12 protein-coding genes and 1 tRNA gene are annotated in these 16,608 nt (G+C 70.0%); 2 read left to right on the top strand and 11 right to left on the bottom strand.

Features of this window, described 5'->3' with window-relative positions; genetic code table 11:
• Window positions 1–40 precede the first annotated feature (40 nt).
• The 3 genes from ACWKZU_RS06930 to secA form a co-directional block, all read right to left on the bottom strand.
• A tRNA-Thr gene (locus ACWKZU_RS06930) sits at window positions 41–116 on the bottom strand.
• 58 nt (window positions 117–174) lie between these two features.
• Complete coding sequence (locus ACWKZU_RS06935) at window positions 175–1,167, bottom strand: DsbA family protein (RefSeq protein WP_449281670.1); 993 nt, start codon at window positions 1,165–1,167, stop codon at window positions 175–177.
• A gap of 52 nt (window positions 1,168–1,219) precedes the next feature.
• A complete protein-coding gene (gene secA, locus ACWKZU_RS06940) occupies window positions 1,220–3,958 on the bottom strand; it encodes a preprotein translocase subunit SecA (RefSeq protein ID WP_449281671.1) in 2,739 nt (912 codons plus the stop codon).
• A 150-nt stretch (window positions 3,959–4,108) separates the two neighbouring features.
• Between secA and ACWKZU_RS06945 the strand changes: the two genes are divergently transcribed.
• Window positions 4,109–4,876, top strand: coding sequence for a polyprenol monophosphomannose synthase (locus ACWKZU_RS06945; protein ID WP_449281672.1), 768 nt, complete (start codon window positions 4,109–4,111; stop codon window positions 4,874–4,876).
• Window positions 4,877–4,948: 72 nt separating this feature from the next.
• Here the strand turns inward: ACWKZU_RS06945 and ACWKZU_RS06950 are convergent, their stop codons facing one another.
• From ACWKZU_RS06950 to ACWKZU_RS06960, 3 genes are read right to left on the bottom strand one after another with little or no spacing between them, the layout of a single operon-like run.
• Complete coding sequence (locus ACWKZU_RS06950; protein WP_449281690.1) at window positions 4,949–6,418, bottom strand: aromatic amino acid lyase; 1,470 nt, start codon at window positions 6,416–6,418, stop codon at window positions 4,949–4,951.
• 2 nt (window positions 6,419–6,420) lie between these two features.
• A complete protein-coding gene (locus tag ACWKZU_RS06955; protein ID WP_449281673.1) occupies window positions 6,421–7,326 on the bottom strand; it encodes an alpha/beta fold hydrolase in 906 nt (301 codons plus the stop codon).
• An 11-nt stretch (window positions 7,327–7,337) separates the two neighbouring features.
• On the bottom strand, window positions 7,338–8,762 hold the full coding sequence (locus tag ACWKZU_RS06960; RefSeq protein WP_449281674.1) for a purine-cytosine permease family protein: 1,425 nt from the start codon (window positions 8,760–8,762) through the stop codon (window positions 7,338–7,340).
• A 332-nt stretch (window positions 8,763–9,094) separates the two neighbouring features.
• Here ACWKZU_RS06960 and ACWKZU_RS06965 point away from each other — a divergent pair, with 332 nt between their 5' ends.
• A complete protein-coding gene (locus ACWKZU_RS06965; protein WP_449281675.1) occupies window positions 9,095–9,931 on the top strand; it encodes a TetR family transcriptional regulator C-terminal domain-containing protein in 837 nt (278 codons plus the stop codon).
• A gap of 105 nt (window positions 9,932–10,036) precedes the next feature.
• Here ACWKZU_RS06965 and tyrS read toward each other — a convergent pair whose 3' ends face one another.
• The 5 genes from tyrS to ACWKZU_RS06990 all read right to left on the bottom strand — a co-directional run bounded on the left by tyrS (window position 10,037) and on the right by ACWKZU_RS06990 (window position 16,589).
• Entirely contained in the window at window positions 10,037–11,359 is a 1,323-nt protein-coding gene (tyrS, locus tag ACWKZU_RS06970) for a tyrosine--tRNA ligase (protein WP_449281691.1), read from the bottom strand.
• 293 nt (window positions 11,360–11,652) lie between these two features.
• Complete coding sequence (gene argH / locus ACWKZU_RS06975) at window positions 11,653–13,086, bottom strand: argininosuccinate lyase (protein ID WP_449281676.1); 1,434 nt, start codon at window positions 13,084–13,086, stop codon at window positions 11,653–11,655.
• Window positions 13,083–14,009 carry an ornithine carbamoyltransferase gene (argF, locus tag ACWKZU_RS06980; protein ID WP_449281677.1) on the bottom strand — a complete coding sequence of 309 codons (927 nt, stop codon included), beginning with the start codon at window positions 14,007–14,009 and terminating at the stop codon, window positions 13,083–13,085. The genes argH and argF overlap by 4 nt, the downstream gene beginning before the upstream one ends.
• 30 nt (window positions 14,010–14,039) lie before the next feature.
• Entirely contained in the window at window positions 14,040–15,242 is a 1,203-nt protein-coding gene (locus tag ACWKZU_RS06985) for a M20 metallopeptidase family protein (RefSeq protein ID WP_449281678.1), read from the bottom strand.
• A gap of 30 nt (window positions 15,243–15,272) precedes the next feature.
• A complete protein-coding gene (locus ACWKZU_RS06990; RefSeq protein WP_449281679.1) occupies window positions 15,273–16,589 on the bottom strand; it encodes a glutamine synthetase in 1,317 nt (438 codons plus the stop codon).
• Window positions 16,590–16,608 lie beyond the last annotated feature (19 nt).

Consider the following 16,608-nt stretch of genomic DNA (forward strand, 5'->3'; position numbering starts at 1 on the left):
CGGTTCGCGGGCCGGCAGGCGGCGCGACGAGCGAAGCGAGTGGAGCCGCCTGTCGGACTCGAACCGACCACCTGCGCTTTACAAGGGCGCTGCTCTACCAGATGAGCTAAGGCGGCGAGGGCGGCCCCGAGGGGCCGGCGCTCGGGCGACCCTCGAAAGGGCCGCCCGAGCAGTTTACTCCGAGTCCGAGGACTCGCCGGAACCGGACTCCTCGGAGTCGGCCTGGTCGGAGTCGGAGCCGTTGCCCTCGATCTCGCTCTTGACCTTCAGCAGGTAGGCCTCGAGATCGCCGTCGCGACCCGCCACCCACTGCTGGCCGTTCACGATGACGGTCGGGGTGCTGCGCAGGCGCTGCGGGCCGTCGGCGGACTGCAGCTCGCCGGTGTTCGGGTCGCCGACGAGCTGGGCGCCCTTGGCGAGCCCGAGGATCCCGTCCTCGCTGACCGTCTTGTAGTTGGAACTGATGAAGCTGCCGAAGCGCACGTCCTTGACGCACTGCCGGAGCTCCGTCGTCAGCTCGGCGCCAGCGGCCTCCGCCTGCTCCAGCAGCTGGTCATCGGTGAGGCCCGTGGTCCCCTCCGTCGGCTGCACCTCGGCGCTCAGCAGCGTGTTGTGCACGTTGAAGGCGACGTCGGGCTGCTCCTCGACCACGCAGCTGAACAGGTTGGCGGCTCGCGTCGAGTACTTGGTGCCGAGCGACTGCCCGTCGAGGAAGTTGATCGGGTAGACGCCCAACTCGATGTCTCCGCTGCCCACGTAGTTCTCGAGCATCGTGCCGTACTGCTGCTCGAAGTTGCCGCAGGCGGGGCACATGTAGTCGACGTAGATGGTGACGTCGAGCGGCAGCTGCTTGCGGTCGACCTCGGGCGCCTGCCGATCCTCGCCGGGCTGCAGCGCGGCGCTCTCGACCACCTTGAGGTCCTTCGTGAAGATCGCCGCTCCCGAAGCCATGTTCTGCGGCCCGGGGCCCGCCGGCTTCATAGTCTGGGTGAGGATGAGCGCGACGACGGCGAGGATCGCCAGCACGCCCAGCACGATCCCGCCCTGCAGGAACAGCCGATTGCGCTTCTCGCGCTTCTTCTCCTGCTCCCGGGCCAGACGGGCCTGTTCGCGCGCCTCCGCCCGGCGTTCGTTCTTCGAGGGACGCTTGTTCGTCTCATTTGCCATGGATGTCTCCCAGTCGCTCCGCCGATGCGGATCACGGTTCTGTACGGTGTGACTACTTCTTCTTGCTCGCGCGGCGCTCGGCGCGGTTGCCCGGGGCGGCGTCCTCCGACACCTGCTGCCCGAACGCTCCGCGCTTCTGCGGCGCCTGAGCGGCCTTCGCGGCTGCGGGATCCTGCGCCCCGCTCACCGCGGGCGCGCCGTCCTCATCGGGAGCGCTGTAGCTGAGCTTGGACTGATCCGGCACCTGCTGCTCCTCGAGCCCGCCGCCTTCGAGGTGCACGTGATCCTGCGGCCCCTCGGCCGGGCGCACCTTCACCTCGAGGTTGTAGAGCAGCCCCATGGACTCCTCCTTGATCTGCCCCATCATGCCCTCGAACATGGTGAAGCCCTCGCGCTGGTACTCGACGAGCGGATCGCGCTGGGCCATGGCGCGCAGGCCGATGCCCTCCTTGAGGTACTCCATCTCGTAGAGGTGGTCTCGCCAGCGGCGGTCGATCGTCGCGAGCACCACGCGGCGCTCGAGCTCGCGCATGGCCTCCTCGCCCAGGGTCTCCTCGCGGTTCTGGTAGGCGACCTCGGCGTCCGAGAGGATCTCGCGGCGCAGGAAGGTGCGATCGACGCGGGTTCCGCCGGCCTCGGCCAGCAGCTCGTCGACCGTGATGCCCACCGGGTACACCTGGCGCAGGTCGCTCCAGAGCGCATCGAAGTCCCACTCGCCGTCATGGCCGTGGGAGTCGAGGATCGCGTCGATCGTCTGCTCCCGGAAGGCGGAGATGCGCGGCTGGATCTCCTCGCCGTCGAGGATCTGCTGGCGGTCGCTGTAGATCGCCTTGCGCTGACGGTCGAGAACGTCATCGTACTTCAGCACGTTCTTGCGGATCTCGGCGTTGCGCTGCTCGACCTGGCTCTGCGCGCTCTGGATGGCGCGGGTGACCACCTTGGACTCGATGGCGAGGTCGTCGGGGAAGCCGTCGCGGTTCATGAGCGCGGCCGCGGCGCCCGAGTTGAACAGGCGCATGAGGTCGTCGGCGAGCGACAGGTAGAAGCGGCTCTCGCCCGGGTCGCCCTGACGGCCGGAGCGACCGCGCAGCTGGTTGTCGATGCGGCGCGACTCGTGCCGCTCGGTGCCGAGCACGTAGAGGCCACCGGCCGCCACGACCTTCTCGGCCTCCTCGGCCACCGTCGCCTTGACGGCTTCGAACACGTCGTCCCACGCGGCCTCGTAGGCCTCCGGGTCCTCGTCGGTCGACAGGCCGCGGGCGGCCATCTCCTGCACCGCGAGGAACTCGGCGTTGCCGCCGAGCATGATGTCGGTACCGCGGCCGGCCATGTTGGTGGCGACGGTGACCGCGCCCAGCCGACCGGCCTGCGCGATGATCGCGGCCTCTCGGGCGTGGTTCTTCGCGTTCAGCACCTCGTGGCGCACGCCCTTCTTGGCGAGCAGGCGAGAGAGGTACTCGCTCTTCTCCACGCTCGTGGTGCCCACGAGCACGGGCTGGCCCTTCTCGTGGCGGGCGGCGATGTCCTCGACCACCTGCGCGAACTTTGCCTCCTCGTTCTTGTAGACGAGGTCGGGCTGGTCCTTGCGCTGCATCGGCTTGTTGGTGGGGATCGGCACGACACCCAGCTTGTAGGTCGACATGAACTCGCCGGCCTCGGTCTCCGCGGTACCGGTCATGCCCGAGAGCTTCTCGTAGAGGCGGAAGTAGTTCTGCAGCGTCACGGTGGCGAGCATCTGGTTCTCGGCCTTGACCTGCACGCCCTCCTTGGCCTCGATCGCCTGGTGCATGCCCTCGTTGTAGCGGCGCCCCGCGAGGATGCGGCCGGTGTGCTCGTCGACGATGAGCACCTCGCCGTTCAGCACGACGTAGTCCTTGTCGCGCGTGAACAGGGCCTTCGCCTTGATCGAGTTGTTGAGGAATGAGATGAGGGGCGTGTTCACCGACTCGTAGAGGTTGGTGATGCCGAGGTGATCCTCGACCTTCTCGATGCCGGGCTCGAGCACGCCGATGGTGCGCTTCTTCTCGTCGACCTCGTAGTCGGCACCGGGCTCGAGCTTGCGCGCGATGCGCGCGAACTCGGAGAACCAGCGGTTGGCCTCGCCCGAGGAGGGACCGGAGATGATGAGCGGGGTGCGCGCCTCGTCGATGAGGATCGAGTCGACCTCGTCGATGATGGCGAAGAAGTGGCCGCGCTGCACGCGCTCCGCGGCGTCGGAGGCCATGTTGTCGCGCAGGTAGTCGAAGCCGAACTCGTTGTTGGTGCCGTAGGTGATGTCGGCGTTGTACTGCTCGCGCCGGGTGGCGGGATCCTGGCCTGCGACGATGCAGCCGGTGGTCATGCCGAGCGCGCGGAACACGCGACCCATGAGGTCGCTCTGGTAGCTGGCGAGGTAGTCGTTGACGGTGACGACGTGCACGCCCTTGCCCGCGAGGGCGTTGAGGTAGGCCGGCATGGTGGCGACGAGGGTCTTGCCCTCACCGGTCTTCATCTCGGAGATGTTGCCGAGGTGCAGGTTGGCACCGCCCATCACCTGCACGTCGAACGGGCGCAGGCCGATGGTGCGCTTGGCGGCCTCGCGCACCGCGGCGAAGGCCTCGGGCAGCAGGTCGTCGAGCGTTTCGCCCTTCTCGAGGCGTTCCCGGAACTCGTCGGTCTCGCCGCGCAGCTCCTCGTCGCTGAGCTCCGCGAAGGAGTCCTCGAGCTCGGCCACGAGCTTCGCCTGACGCTGGAGCTTCTTCAGTGTGCGGCCTTCGCCGACGCGAAGGAGCTTTTCGAGAACTGTCGCCACGTTGTCTCTCCTGTAGGGTTTGCACGGTGGGTCCACCCGCGTCAGACACGGGTCACCGCCGTTGCCAAATTGTGACAACTCCCCACCTTAGCAAGCTGCGGGCTCTCCTCGGCTGGGGAGATGCCAGGATCGCCAGGATCGAGGATCGTGATGCACGAGCGCCCCGCCGAGGTTCTCGTGATCCTGCCCACCTACAATGAGCGCGAAACACTGCCGGCCACCGTCGCGGGAGTGCGCGCGCACCTGCCCGACGCAGACCTCCTGGTGATCGACGACGGCAGCCCCGACGGCACGGGACGCGTCGCGGACGAACTCGCGATGAGCATCGACGGGCTGTTCGTGCACCACCGCACCGCGAAGCTCGGCCTCGGCACCGCCTACGTGCTGGGGTTCCGCCGGGCGCTCGAGGGCGGCTACCGGGTGGTCGTCGAGATGGACTCGGACGGCTCGCACCTGCCGGCCGACCTGCCGCGGCTCGTCGCGGCGGCGCGCGCGTGCGACGGAGTCGCGATCGGCGCGCGCTGGGTGCCCGGGGGGCGCATCGTGGGCTGGCCCTGGTACCGGCGGTGGGTGTCGCGCACGGGCACGCGGGTGGCGAGGATCGCGCTGCGCTCGCGGCTGCGCGACCTCACGAGCGGATTCCGCGCGATCGACGCGCGCTGCATCGAACGGCTCGACCTCGACGCCGTCGACTCGCAGGGCTACGCCTTCCAGGTGGAGACCGCGTGGACCTTCGAGCGGCTCGGCCTCCCCATCGTGGAGGTGCCGATCACCTTCATCGAGCGGGTGGACGGGCACTCCAAGATGAGTCTCGGGATCGTGCTCGAGGCGCTCGGCAACGTGCTGCGCTGGGGCTGGCGGCTGCGGCGCTCGGGATCCGGAGCCGCCGCCGGATCCGGCGCGGGGCCCCGGGGGTAGAGCTTCGGCGCTGAAATCGCCGGAGCGGCGGGGAAGCCCTCCCCTCGAGGGACCCTCGATCCCGCCCGGCGTTCACGAGCTCGCGGACTCGAGCACCTCCACGGCCGCAGCGAGGTCCCGCCCGATGGGGCGGTCCGAGGTGTCGTCGACGATCGCGGCCGACAGCTCGCGCACCATGTCCCGCAGCTCCGCCGTGAGTTCCTGCGGGGGTACCCGTCGCAGGATTCGCAGTGCCGCCAGCGCCTCGACCCCCACGATCCACCGCGCCTCCGCGACGAGGTCGCGGAATTGACGAGCGCCCTGGGTCGCGAAGCTCGCGTGGTTCTCGATCCCCAGCGAGATCGAGATGCTGTCGTGCGTTGTCGGAGAGGCGAGGGTGCGCAACGTCGCGAGGACGTCGCCGGCGACGTACTCCCCGATCATCAGACCGGAGCTCCCCGGCAGCCCGTCCGAGAGGAACCGCCGCTCCGCTGTGGAATCGGGATCGTTCATCACCGATATGCGCGCGGAGGAGAGCGCGAAGAAGGACACCAGCGTCGACCGCGCGTGGTCGAGGAGCCCCGAGACCTCCGCCAGGTGGAACATCCCGTGGTGCCTCACCCCGCTCTCCAGGACGAGCGGATTCTCGGAGGCGGAGGCGCACTCGAGTTCGACGGCCTCGCGCAGCCGGCCGAGCGAGCGCTCGGCCGCGCCGAGCACCACGGGGAGCACCCGCAGCGCGAAGGAGTCCTGCACGCGCCCCTCGGGCCGCGGGCGATCCGTCACGAGTCGGCGCAGCCTCTCCGCCGCCTCCCGCTGCCCCGGCTGGGGCCGGGACGCGTGGACCACCGGGTCCCAGGCGTCGACGTCGCCGCGGAGAGCCGTGAACGACATCGCCGCGACCGTCTCGGCTGCGCGCAGGAGGCGGGCGCAGTCGTGAACGGCCAGCGCCGCCTCGGCGAGCGTGAACGCGCTCGAACTCATGAACGGGAGGGCGTCCGACTCCGCGATGCCGCACGCCGGCGAGTCGCCCCGGGCCCATGGTCGTTCACCGGCGAGGGTGAGCGCCAGTTCGGCGAGCTGTGCGATGTCTGCCGTTCCGAGCGCTCCGAGGGAGTGGATCTCGGGAAGCGCCCGGCGAGAGATCGCCGACGAGAGCCCGCGCGCCAGCTTCTCGCCGACGCCGGAGCTTCCGGCCAGGATCTGGTTCAGTCGGATCACCATGGCCGCCCGCACGACGTCCTCCGCGAGGACCGATCCCGCTCCCGCGCAATGGCTGCGCAGCAGGCGCATGGAGAGGTCCCTCCGGTCGGCGCCTCGGACCTCGAACGACTTGTTCGCTCCCACACCGGTGCTGGCGCCGTAGACCCGTCCGCGCGTCGCGGCCGCCTGGAGCCGGTCGTGGCTGCGGGCGACGTCCTCCCACGACGACTCGGGGACGACGACGCGTCGCAGGGTCCGGGCCGCGGATGCGATGTCCTCCACCCCGAGCGCGCACCCGTCGAGCACCATCGCCTCCGCAGCTTCGCCCCCGGCGGCGCGAGACCCCGCGATCGGCGACATCCTCACGACCGCACCGTCTCCTGCTCGGGCGGCGCGTGCGCCGCGAGGATGTCGCCGATCACCGCGCTCACGTCGGCGGGACGATGCCGGAACAGCGAGCAGTGGCCGAGCCCGGGGATCTCGTGGAAGTCGGCGAGGGCGGAGGCCTCGGCCGAACGCCGCGAGAGCTCGGGCGGCGCGGAGACGTCCTGCTCGAAGGCCACGAAATGCACCGGGACCGCGAGTTCGGACATGCGATGGAGCACATCGAACTCGGCACACGCCCGCCACTGGCTCGCGACCGTGTTCTCGTTGTTCTCGTAGAAGGAGGGCGCCGACAGCTCGGCCTTCACGGTCTCCCACATCGCGGGATCGCCGAGCGCCTCCGCCGGGTACAGGAGAGGTGCGTAGTGCGCGACCGCGAAGTCGCGCGAGAGACGGACGCCGGAGTCGCGCAGCGCGATCTCCGCCCGCATGAAGTCGCCCGCCCAATGCCGCGAGGTGTCGGCGCCGCTCGCCATGCTGATGACGCAGGAGACCAGATCGGGGCGGTCGAGGGCGATCTGCAGGGCGATCGCGCCGCCCATCGAGTGGCCGACGACCGCAGCGGGCCCAGTCGCGGTGCGCTCGAGCAGTTCGGCCGCGTCCCGCGCCATGTCGGCGATCGACCACGGCAGCTCCTGACGGCACTCCGTGAGGTCGCTCCCTCGGTTGTCGAAGGTGATGCTGCGGTACCGGTGCGCGAAGTGCGGCACGAAGTGCTCGTGCCAGGACTCGCCGAGGTACCCGCCGCCCGCGATCCAGAGGAGGTCCGATCCGCTGCCGTGAACGCTGATCCGGGTGGTGAGATCGCTCAGCGAGATCTCGCGGAACTCCGGCCGGTGGCCGCTCGCGTTCGATGCGGTGGATCCGTGCACTGCGCCGGACATGGCGTCCCCCCTCAATGGTTCACCTTCTCGAGGCCGGCATCCGCGATCCGGATCGCCTCCCGCTCGCTCTCCAGGTCGATGCCCCTGGCGAAGATCCAGTAGGACAGGCCCGCGGCGAGGATGCCGACGTACGGTGCGAGATCCACTCCCCAGGCCTGCGCGACCGGGCCGGTCCACCAGACGGTGCTCGCGAAGGGGATCATGGCGGCGAGCGCGATCGCGTAGCTCGCGTAGCCGCGCCAGTTCCACGCGCCGTAGATACCGGCGGGATTGAAGATCTCGCGGATGGAGTACCGGCCCCGCCGCACGATGAAGAAGTCGACGAGGTTCGTCGCCGTCCACGGCGCGAGCAGGTAGAGGAGAACGGTGAGGAACATCCCGTAGTTGTCCAGCAGCCGGTCGGAGCCGACGGCCGCGATCACGAGGGCGATGAGGCCCAGCAACGCGGCGATGACCGCTCGCAGCACCGGCGTCGAGCGGGTCGGCTTGAAGCTGTCGAAGATCGTGAGCACCGCCAGAGAGCCTCCGTAGGAGTTCATCGCGACGAGATAGAGGGAGCCGATCATGCAGAGGATCAGCATGACGCTTCCGAATCCGGCGAACACGGCGTCCCCGCCCTGGATGAGAGCCCCGACGAGGTCGCTGCTCGGAAAGGCGGAGACGATCACGGCTGCGACCGACTCGATCCAGATCGCGGCCACCGTCATGCCGACGTAGGTGCTGAAGAAGGACGATCTGAGGCTCATATGCGGCAGGTACCGGGTGTAGTCGGAGACGTAGGGCGCCCAGGCGAGGTTCGCAGCGGCGCACGCGGCGGCCTGCACGAGGAAGATCGACAGGTCGAAACCGCCCGTGAGCTCGGGCTGCGGCAGCGACGAGGGGATGCTGAAGGTGATGATCAGGAAGCAGGCGAGGAATCCCCACGCGAACCAGCGGGCCATCTTGTGCACGATGTCGTATCCGATCACCGCCACGATGACGGCCAGCGCGCAGGAGATGATCATCCCGAGGACGGCGGGGATGCCCACCAGCACCTCGAGCGCCTGGCCGAGCAGGATGAGACCGAACACGCTGAACCCGATGTAGGTGAACACCGAGAGCAGGTAGATCAGCACCGCCCCGCGATAGCCGTACTGGGGTCGGGACTGGATCAGCTGCGGCATCCCCATCTGCGGACCCTGCGAGGCGTGGAATGCGGAGAAGACCGTTCCGAACGCCGAGCCGAGCACGATGGCGACGATCGACCAGGTCAGGCTGAGCCCGCTCAGCACGCCGATCGTGCCGATGCCGAGCGACGAGAGACCCGAGGTCGAGGTGAACCACACCGGGGTCACGTGCCACGGCTTGCCCCGGCGCTCGCTCAGCGGAATGTACTCGATCGTGCGCTGCTCGATGATCGTGCGGCCCGTCTCGCCGCTCTCGTGTGGTCCGCTCACGCCGACTCCTTCGTCTCAGGTCCGGAACCGGTCCGCGCCTCGCCGAGGTGGCGGGGCGTCGTGCACCGGGTCGATACGGGAAGGAGCCTATTGCGGGCCCGGGTGCGGAGCAGCCCTCGTAGCGGGAATCGAAATGCGCCGCATCGGAACGGCGGCGCGCCCCTCGGGCCGGGCGCCGCGCTGCGTGGCGCCCGGCCCGTGCCCGGCGCCGAGAGCCGCACCCGACTCGTATCGAAAAGCGCAACTGGAGGGATCGCGGGCCGGGCCCCCGCCATCGCACGCCCCGCAGAGCACCATGCGGCGGGAGCGCGGGTCATCTATCCTTGGCGCTTATGGGCAACGAAGCGGAGCTGCGGCAGCGGGTGCGGCAGCTCGTCGAACGCTCCCCCGGAACGCAGACCGATTTCGCCGCGGCGGTCGGCCTGGACAAGGTCAAGTTCTCGAAGTCGCTCAACGGGTCGCGTCAGTTCTCTCCGATCGAGGTCGTGCGAATCGCGGAGTACTGCGACGTCTCCGTGTCCTGGCTCCTGGGAGGGCACTCACCGGAGGACGAGCAGGAGTCCGCAGGCCCGCAGGCCCGGCAGCCGACGGCGACCGGCGTCCGTGAGCGCATCCTGGATGTCGCATGGCACCTGTTGATCCGGCGCGGATATCAGGAGGTGCATCTGGCAGACGTCGCGGCGCGCGCGGGGGTCACGCCCGAACTGTTGCACAAGCACTTCCTGACGCGGGACGAGCTCGTCAATCACGCGCTGCACCGGAAGTTCAGCACGACCTTCGCGGCCCAGCGGGAGCGGCTGACCCGACTGCCATCGGCGCAGGCGCAGCTGCTCGCGCTCATCGAGATGCAGCTCCCGGATCCGCAATCGGATTCGGACGACTGGGACGGCTGGGTGGAGCTGTGGAGCTGGGGAGACAGCCACCTCCGCTTCCGCCAGCTGCACTGCGACCTGATCCAGCGATGGAACACCTACATCGCCGAGATCATCGCACTGGGACAGCGCCAGGGGGTCTTCCGCGCGTGCGACGCGGCGGACGTCGCGACGCAGCTCACCGCGATGATCAACGGCATGGGACTCCAGGTGCGCCTCGGCGTACCGGGTGCCACGCCTGCGTCCATGCGACGGCAGTTGCGCCTGTTCCTGCGAACGGCGCTCGGCGGCGATTGAGCGAGGCGGGTCCCGACTCGTCGCCGCGCACCCGCTCGTCCGGCGGGACAGCCGCCGTCCGAGCTGATCGCGGAGTCGGCACCCCGGGCGCCGCCTGCACCCGGCTCAGGCGGTGAATCCGGCCAGCGCCTTCTTGCCGCGGCGCAGCACCGCGTAGCGGCCGTGCAGCAGATCGTCGCCCGAGATCACGCGATCCTCGTCGTCGACCGGCGCATTGTTCACGTAGACGCCGCCCTGCTTGATCGCGCGCCTCGCCTCGCCCCGGCTCGCCACGAGCCCGGACTCGGCCAGCAGCTCGGCCAGCGGAGCGCCCACCGCTCCCGCCGCCTGCGGCAGCTCCGAGATCGCGCCCCGCAGCGTCGCCTCGTCGAGCGCGGCGAGATCGCCACGGCCGAACAGCGCCTCGGAGGCGTCGATCGCGCCCTGCGCCGCGGCGGCCCCGTGCACGAGCGTGGTCACCTCGAGCGCGAGCCGCTTCTGCGCCGCTCGCTTGAAGGGCTCCTCGGCGACCTGGCGCTCGTAGTCCTCGATCTCGGCGCGCGACAGGAAGGTGAACACCTTGAGGCGGGCGATCACGTCGGCGTCGGCCTGGTTGAGCCAGAACTGGTAGAAGGTGTAGGGCGAGCACATCTCCGGGTCGAGCCAGATGGCGTTGCCCTCGCTCTTGCCGAACTTCGAACCGTCGGAGTTCGTGATGAGCGGCGTGCCGATGGCGTGCGCCGACCTGCCCTCCACCTTGCGGATGAGGTCGGTGCCGCTCGTCAGGTTGCCCCACTGATCGCTGCCGCCCGACTGCAGGAGGCAGTCGTACTGGCGGTAGAGCTCGAGGAAGTCGTAGCCCTGCAGGATCTGGTAGCTGAACTCGGTGTAGCTGATGCCCTCCTCCGAGTTGAGACGCGCGGCGACCGCGTCCTTCTTCAGCATGGTGCCCACTCGGAAGTGCTTGCCGATCTCGCGCAGGAAGTCGATGGCGCTCAGCGGAGCAGTCCAGTCGAGGTTGTTCACGAGGCGCACGGCGTTCCCGCCCTCGCTCGAGAGGAACCGCGTGACCTGGCCCTGCAGGCGCGTCACCCACTCGGCCACGGTGTCGCGGCTGTTGAGCGTGCGCTCCGCGGTGGGGCGCGGGTCGCCGATGAGGCCGGTGGATCCGCCGACGAGGCCGAGGGGCTTGTGGCCCTTGAGCTGGAGCCGTCGCAGCAGCAGCAGCTGCACGAGGTTGCCGAGGTGCAGGCTCGGTGCGGTCGGATCGAAGCCGCAGTAATAGGTGAACGGCTCGCCCTCGAGCAGCTCCGACAGCGCTCCGGAGTCGGTGGACACGTGGATCAGCCCGCGCCACTCCAGCTCATCCCACAGGGTCTCGAAGCTGTCGTCGTTGCGCTGGGCCGCCAGGATCTCGGATCGTTCATCTACTACAGACACGCCTGCCATCGTACCCGGCCAGCTGCTGAAGCGACGCATCGCGTCGTGCAGCGGCACCGCCGATCGCGCCTCGCGCCCGGCGGACATGCGACGCACGGAGGAACTCGCGCGAACACCTCTACGCGCGTCAGTAGTCGCTGCCATTCCTCCGGTTTGGTGACATCTACTGACGCGCGACGAGGGCGACCAGCCCGGACGAGCGGTCAGACGAACGGTCGGAACAACCAGCCGAGACGAGCGGTCGGACGGCCCGGATACGGATGGTCGGGGGCCCGGCGCAGGGCCGGCAGAAGATCTCCGCCCTACGCCCGGAACTCCGCGATGCGCTCCGCCAGGCGGGCCAGCTGCTCGTCCACGCGCACGCGCGCCGTGCCGCCGGCGCCGATCCGCGAGTTCACCGATCCCTCGATCGTCAGCACCTCGCGCACCGCCGGGGTCAGATGCTCCGACACCGACGCCAGCTCCTCGTCCGAGGGCTCGTGCAGCTCGATCCCGCGCTCCTCGCAGTAGCGCACCAGCTCGCCGGAGATCTCGTGCGCGTCGCGGAAGATCACGCCCTGCTTCACGAGCCACTCGGCCACGTCGGTGGCCAGCGAGAAGCCCTGCGGCGCGAGCTGGGCCATGCGATCCGTGTCGAAGCTCATCGTGGCGACCATGCCGGTGAAGGCCGGCAGCAGCACCTCGAGCTGCTGCACCGAGTCGAAGACGGGTTCCTTGTCCTCCTGCAGATCTCGGTTGTACGCGAGCGGCAGCCCCTTGAGCGTGGCGAGCAGACCCGTCAGATTGCCGATGAGGCGGCCCGACTTGCCGCGAGCGAGCTCCGCGATGTCGGGGTTCTTCTTCTGCGGCATGATGCTCGAGCCGGTCGAGTAGCCGTCGTGCAGCCGCACGAAGCCGAACTCCTTGGTGTTCCAGAGGATGATCTCCTCGCTGAGACGCGAGAGATCGATGCCGATCTGGGCGCAGATGAAGGCGAACTCGGCGACGACGTCGCGCGCCGCGGTGCCGTCGATGGAGTTCTCGAGCGGGTCGCCGAGACCGAGCTCGGCGGCCACGAGGCGCGGATCGAGGCCGAGCGAGGATCCGGCGAGCGCTCCCCCGCCGTACGGCGAGGCGCTCGCGCGCCCCGACCAGTCGCGCAGTCGCTCGAGATCGCGCACGATCGGCCAGGCGTGGGCGGCGAGCTGGTGCGCCAGCAGCACCGGCTGCGCGTGCTGCAGATGGGTGCGGCCGGGCAGGATCGCATCGGGGTGGTTGCGGGCCTGCTCCTCGATGGCGTCGAGCAGTTCGAGCAGCTGCGACCGGATGATCGCGGCGTGGTCGAGCAGGTAGAGCCGCACGAGGGTGGCGATCTGGTCGTTGCGGCTGCGACCGGCGCGGAGCTTGCCGCCGAGCTGCACCCCCGTGATCTCGATGAGCAGGCGCTCGAGGGCGGAGTGCACGTCCTCGTCGTCTTCGGCCGGCAGTGCGCGCCCGTCGGCCACGCGCACCGCGAGCTCATCGAGGGCCGCGCGCATGTCGCGCAGCTCATCGGCGCTCAGGTACCCGGCTGCGGCGAGCGCCGAGGCGTGCGCCTTCGAGCCGCGGATGTCGTACTGCGCGAGCACCCAGTCGAACTGCGTCGACTTGCTCAGCGCGGCGAGCGCCGGCGACGGGCCGCTCGCGAAGCGTCCGCCCCACAGTGCGCCGGCCTCGGCGGCGCGGTTGCCGGTCTCGTCGTGCGTATTCTCAGTCACTTGCTCTCCTCCAGCAACCAGGCCATCAGCGCCTTCTGCGCGTGCACGCGGTTCTCCGCCTCGTCCCACACCACGCTCTGCGGGCCGTCGATCACCTCGGCGGCCACCTCGTACTCGCGGTACGCCGGCAGGCAGTGCAGGAAGATCGCGTCCTCGGCGGCGTGCGCCATCAGCTCCGGCGTCACGCGGTAGGCGCCGAAGGTGGCGATCCGCTCCGCCTTCTCGTCCTCGCGCCCCATCGATACCCAGGTGTCGGTGATGACGGCGTCGGCATCGCGCACCGCCGCAACAGGATCGGTGAGGATCGTGACGCTGCCGCCGGTCTCGGCGGCGATCCGCGTCGCGTCGGCCACGATGTCCTCGCGCGGGTGGTACCCGGCGGGGCCTGCGACGCGGATGTGCATGCCCGCGGTCGCGAAGCCGAGGAGATATGAGTGTCCCATGTTGTTGGCGGCATCGCCGACGTAGGTGGCGGTGAGGCCCGCGAGGTCGCCCTTGCGCTCCCTGATGGTCTGCAGGTCGGCCAGGATCTGGCACGGGTGGAAGTCGTCGCTGAGCGAGTTGATCACGGGCACGTCCGCGTTGGCGGCCATCTCCTCGAGGCCGGCGTGCGCGTAGGTGCGCCACACGATCAGCTCGACCATGCGCGAGAGCACCTTCGCGGTGTCGGAGATCGACTCCTTGCCGCCCATCTGAGAGTTCTTCGAGTCCATGATGAGCGGGTTGCCGCCCAGATCGGCCACGCCGACCGAGAAGCTCACCTGCGTGCGCGTGGAGGTCTTGTCGAAGATGACCGCCGCGGTCTTCTGCCCCTCGAGCGGGCGCCGCGCGAAGCGGTCCGCCTTCAGCGTCGCCGCGAGTTCGAGGACCTCGCGCTGTTCGGACGGAGTCAGATCATCGTCGCGCAGAAAGTGTCGGATCACGGGTCCAGTGTAGTCGGCGCGGCGAGGGCTTCAGGCGGCCTCCGCGTCGCTGCCCGAGTACAGTCCGATCCCGTGCGCGGCGCGCATGGAGATCGCGTACGCCATCGCGATGTCGGAGACCGCCTCCTCCCGCGGGAGGAAGGTCGAGGTGTGCAGCGCCGGCTCGTCCTCCTCGCGGCCGACGCCGACGAACATCATCACCCCCGGCAGTCGCTCCGTGTAGTAGGAGAAATCGTCCGCCCCGCACGATCGCATCGGCTCGACGATCTGCACGCCCCGGTCCTCGAGCGCCCGGCTCAGCGCCCGCGACATCTCCGGGTGGTTGTAGAGCACGGGCTCGCCGGAGATGATGGCCACGTCCGCGCTGCATCCGTGCGCCGCCGCCACCTCCGAGGCGACCTTCGCGAGCTCCGAGTGGAGGAACGCACGGTCATCGGGGTCCATCGTGCGGATCGAACCTCGGGCGCGCGCCTCGGAGGGGATCACGTTCGCGGCGCTCCCGGCGTTGACCGTGCCGAAGGAGAGCACCGCCGGGTGCATCGGGTCGATCCTGCGGTTCACGACCATCTGCATCGCGCCGATCACGGCGGCCATGGCGACGATCGGGTCGCGCGCGTGGTGCGGATACGCGGCATGCCCGCCGACTCCCCGCACCGTGATGCCGAACTCGTCGGCCGCGGCGTTCACCGCGCCCTCTCCGATGGCCACCCCGCCCGCGGGCACCCGGGGATGCACGTGGGCGCCGAAGACCTCGCGCACCCCGTGCCGCTCCAGCAGACCGCTCTCGCAGATGTCCCGGGCGCCGGAGGGATAGGCCTCCTCCCGCGGCTGCAGGATCAGCAGCAGCGCGACCGGCAGGTCCACCCGCTGCGCGGCCCGCGCGACCGCCACGGCCGCGGCGATGTGCACGTCGTGCCCGCAGGCGTGCATCGCCCCGTTGGTCGACGCGAAGGAGGCCCCCGTCTCCTCGGGGATCGGCAGCGCGTCGAGCTCGGCGCGCAGCGCGATCGCGGGGCCGTCCTCCGGTCCGATGCGCACGAGCCCTCCGGTCCCGGCCACCGGATCCCAGTCGGGCGAGCCGAGCTCCTGCAGCACCAGGTCGCGGGTGGGCCCCTCGTCGCCGGAGATGCACGGCGCGCGGTGCAGCCGCCGGCGCAGTCGCAGCGCTCCGGGGAGCTCTTCGGCCACCGCCGCGAAGAAGCTGTCCCACGGGTCAGCCGTCGTATCCGTCATCATTCCTCCCCTGCCATGTCCCGCAACGACTCAATACGCTTCTGCGTAGACCCGATAGCGCTCCTGCTCGGGGAGGGAGGCGTGCCAGGAGAGCTCCGCCCGCTTGACGGTCAGGAACGTCTCGAGGAGCCGCGGCGGCAGCCACGACGTCACCGTAGCGTCCGCCTCCAGCCCGGCGAGCGCCTCGGCGAGGGAGGCCGGCATGCGGCCGTGCGAGGCGGTTGCGAGCCGTTCCTCGGACAGCTGCTCGGGGTCGCCCGACACGACCTCGGGGGCGGAGAGGCCCGCGCGCACGCCCTCCAGGCCCGCGCGGATGAGCACGCCCAGCGCGATCCACGGGTTCGAGGTGGCGTCCGCGCCCCGGTACTCGAGGTTGAACTGCTTGCGATGGTCGGCGCCGGGAGTGTCGAAGAGCGGGCAGATCCTGAGCAGCGCCTCCCGGTTGTTCTCGCCGAGGAACAGGCCGCCGACGCTCCAGCGCCCCGGTGCGAGCCGCTCGTAGGAGACACCGGACGAGGCCGTGAGCGCCTGGAATGCCGCCGCGTGCCGCAGCACGCCCGCGGCGAAGGACCCGGCTGCGGCGGAGAGGCCTCCCGGCCGCGACGGGTCGTAGGCGACGGGCGTCCCCGCGCCGTCGATCAGGCTCAGGTGGATGTGCACCCCGTTGCCGCCGCCGTCGCGCTCGACGATCGGGCTGAAGGTGGCGCGCTCGCCCTCGGCCCGGACCACGTTGCGCACGATCTCGCGCAGCAGGATCGCGCGATCGGCGGCCTGCAGCGCGGGAGCGGGAGCGAGCGTCACCTCCCACTGGCGGTCGCCGAACTCGGGCAGCCACATCTCCGGCTCGAGACCGGCGTCGCGCAGCGCCTGGAGCACCTTCGACCCGAGCGGCTCGTAGGTGAGCAGCGCCTCGAGGGAGAACGGCTTCCGGCCGGGCACGCGGTCGGCGTCGCGCAGCATGAACTCGTGCTCGAACGATGAGATGACCCGCAGGCCCGTCTCCTCCTCGAGGTCGCGCACGGCGTCGCGCAGGAAGGTGCGCGGGCAGCAGTCCCAGGGAGTGCCGTCGGGGTTCACGAGGTCGCCCAGCATCGCGGTCACCGGCTGTCCCCCGGTCTCGTTGGAGACCGAGGCCCGCGTCGCGGGATCCGGCATGATCCGGAGATCCCCGATCGACCCGAAGGGGTTCGGGGTGATGATCCGCCCGAACGGGTCGAGCGCCAGGTTCGCGGGCACCCATCCCGAACCCGATCGCTCGTAGGCGTCGATCTCGTCCGCGGGGAACGCGCGTCCCCGCACCTGGCCGACGAGGTCCGAGGTGAGGATTGCGGCGATGGGCGTTGTCATGTGGTCCGTCCTTTGCTGG

The organism is Leucobacter sp. (assembly GCF_053528595.1).

What these genes read in the sequence shown, in the direction of transcription:
- ACWKZU_RS06935 (WP_449281670.1), bottom strand. Translation starts at nt 1,167, where the DNA reads ATGGCAAATGAGACGAACAAGCGTCCCTCGAAGAACGAACGCCGGGCG.
- ACWKZU_RS06945 (WP_449281672.1), top strand. Translation starts at nt 4,109, where the DNA reads ATGCACGAGCGCCCCGCCGAGGTTCTCGTGATCCTGCCCACCTACAAT.
- ACWKZU_RS06950 (WP_449281690.1), bottom strand. Translation starts at nt 6,418, where the DNA reads ATGTCGCCGATCGCGGGGTCTCGCGCCGCCGGGGGCGAAGCTGCGGAG.
- ACWKZU_RS06955 (WP_449281673.1), bottom strand. Translation starts at nt 7,326, where the DNA reads ATGTCCGGCGCAGTGCACGGATCCACCGCATCGAACGCGAGCGGCCAC.
- ACWKZU_RS06965 (WP_449281675.1), top strand. Translation starts at nt 9,095, where the DNA reads ATGGGCAACGAAGCGGAGCTGCGGCAGCGGGTGCGGCAGCTCGTCGAA.
- tyrS (WP_449281691.1), bottom strand. Translation starts at nt 11,359, where the DNA reads ATGGCAGGCGTGTCTGTAGTAGATGAACGATCCGAGATCCTGGCGGCC.
- ACWKZU_RS06985 (WP_449281678.1), bottom strand. Translation starts at nt 15,242, where the DNA reads ATGACGGATACGACGGCTGACCCGTGGGACAGCTTCTTCGCGGCGGTG.
- ACWKZU_RS06990 (WP_449281679.1), bottom strand. Translation starts at nt 16,589, where the DNA reads ATGACAACGCCCATCGCCGCAATCCTCACCTCGGACCTCGTCGGCCAG.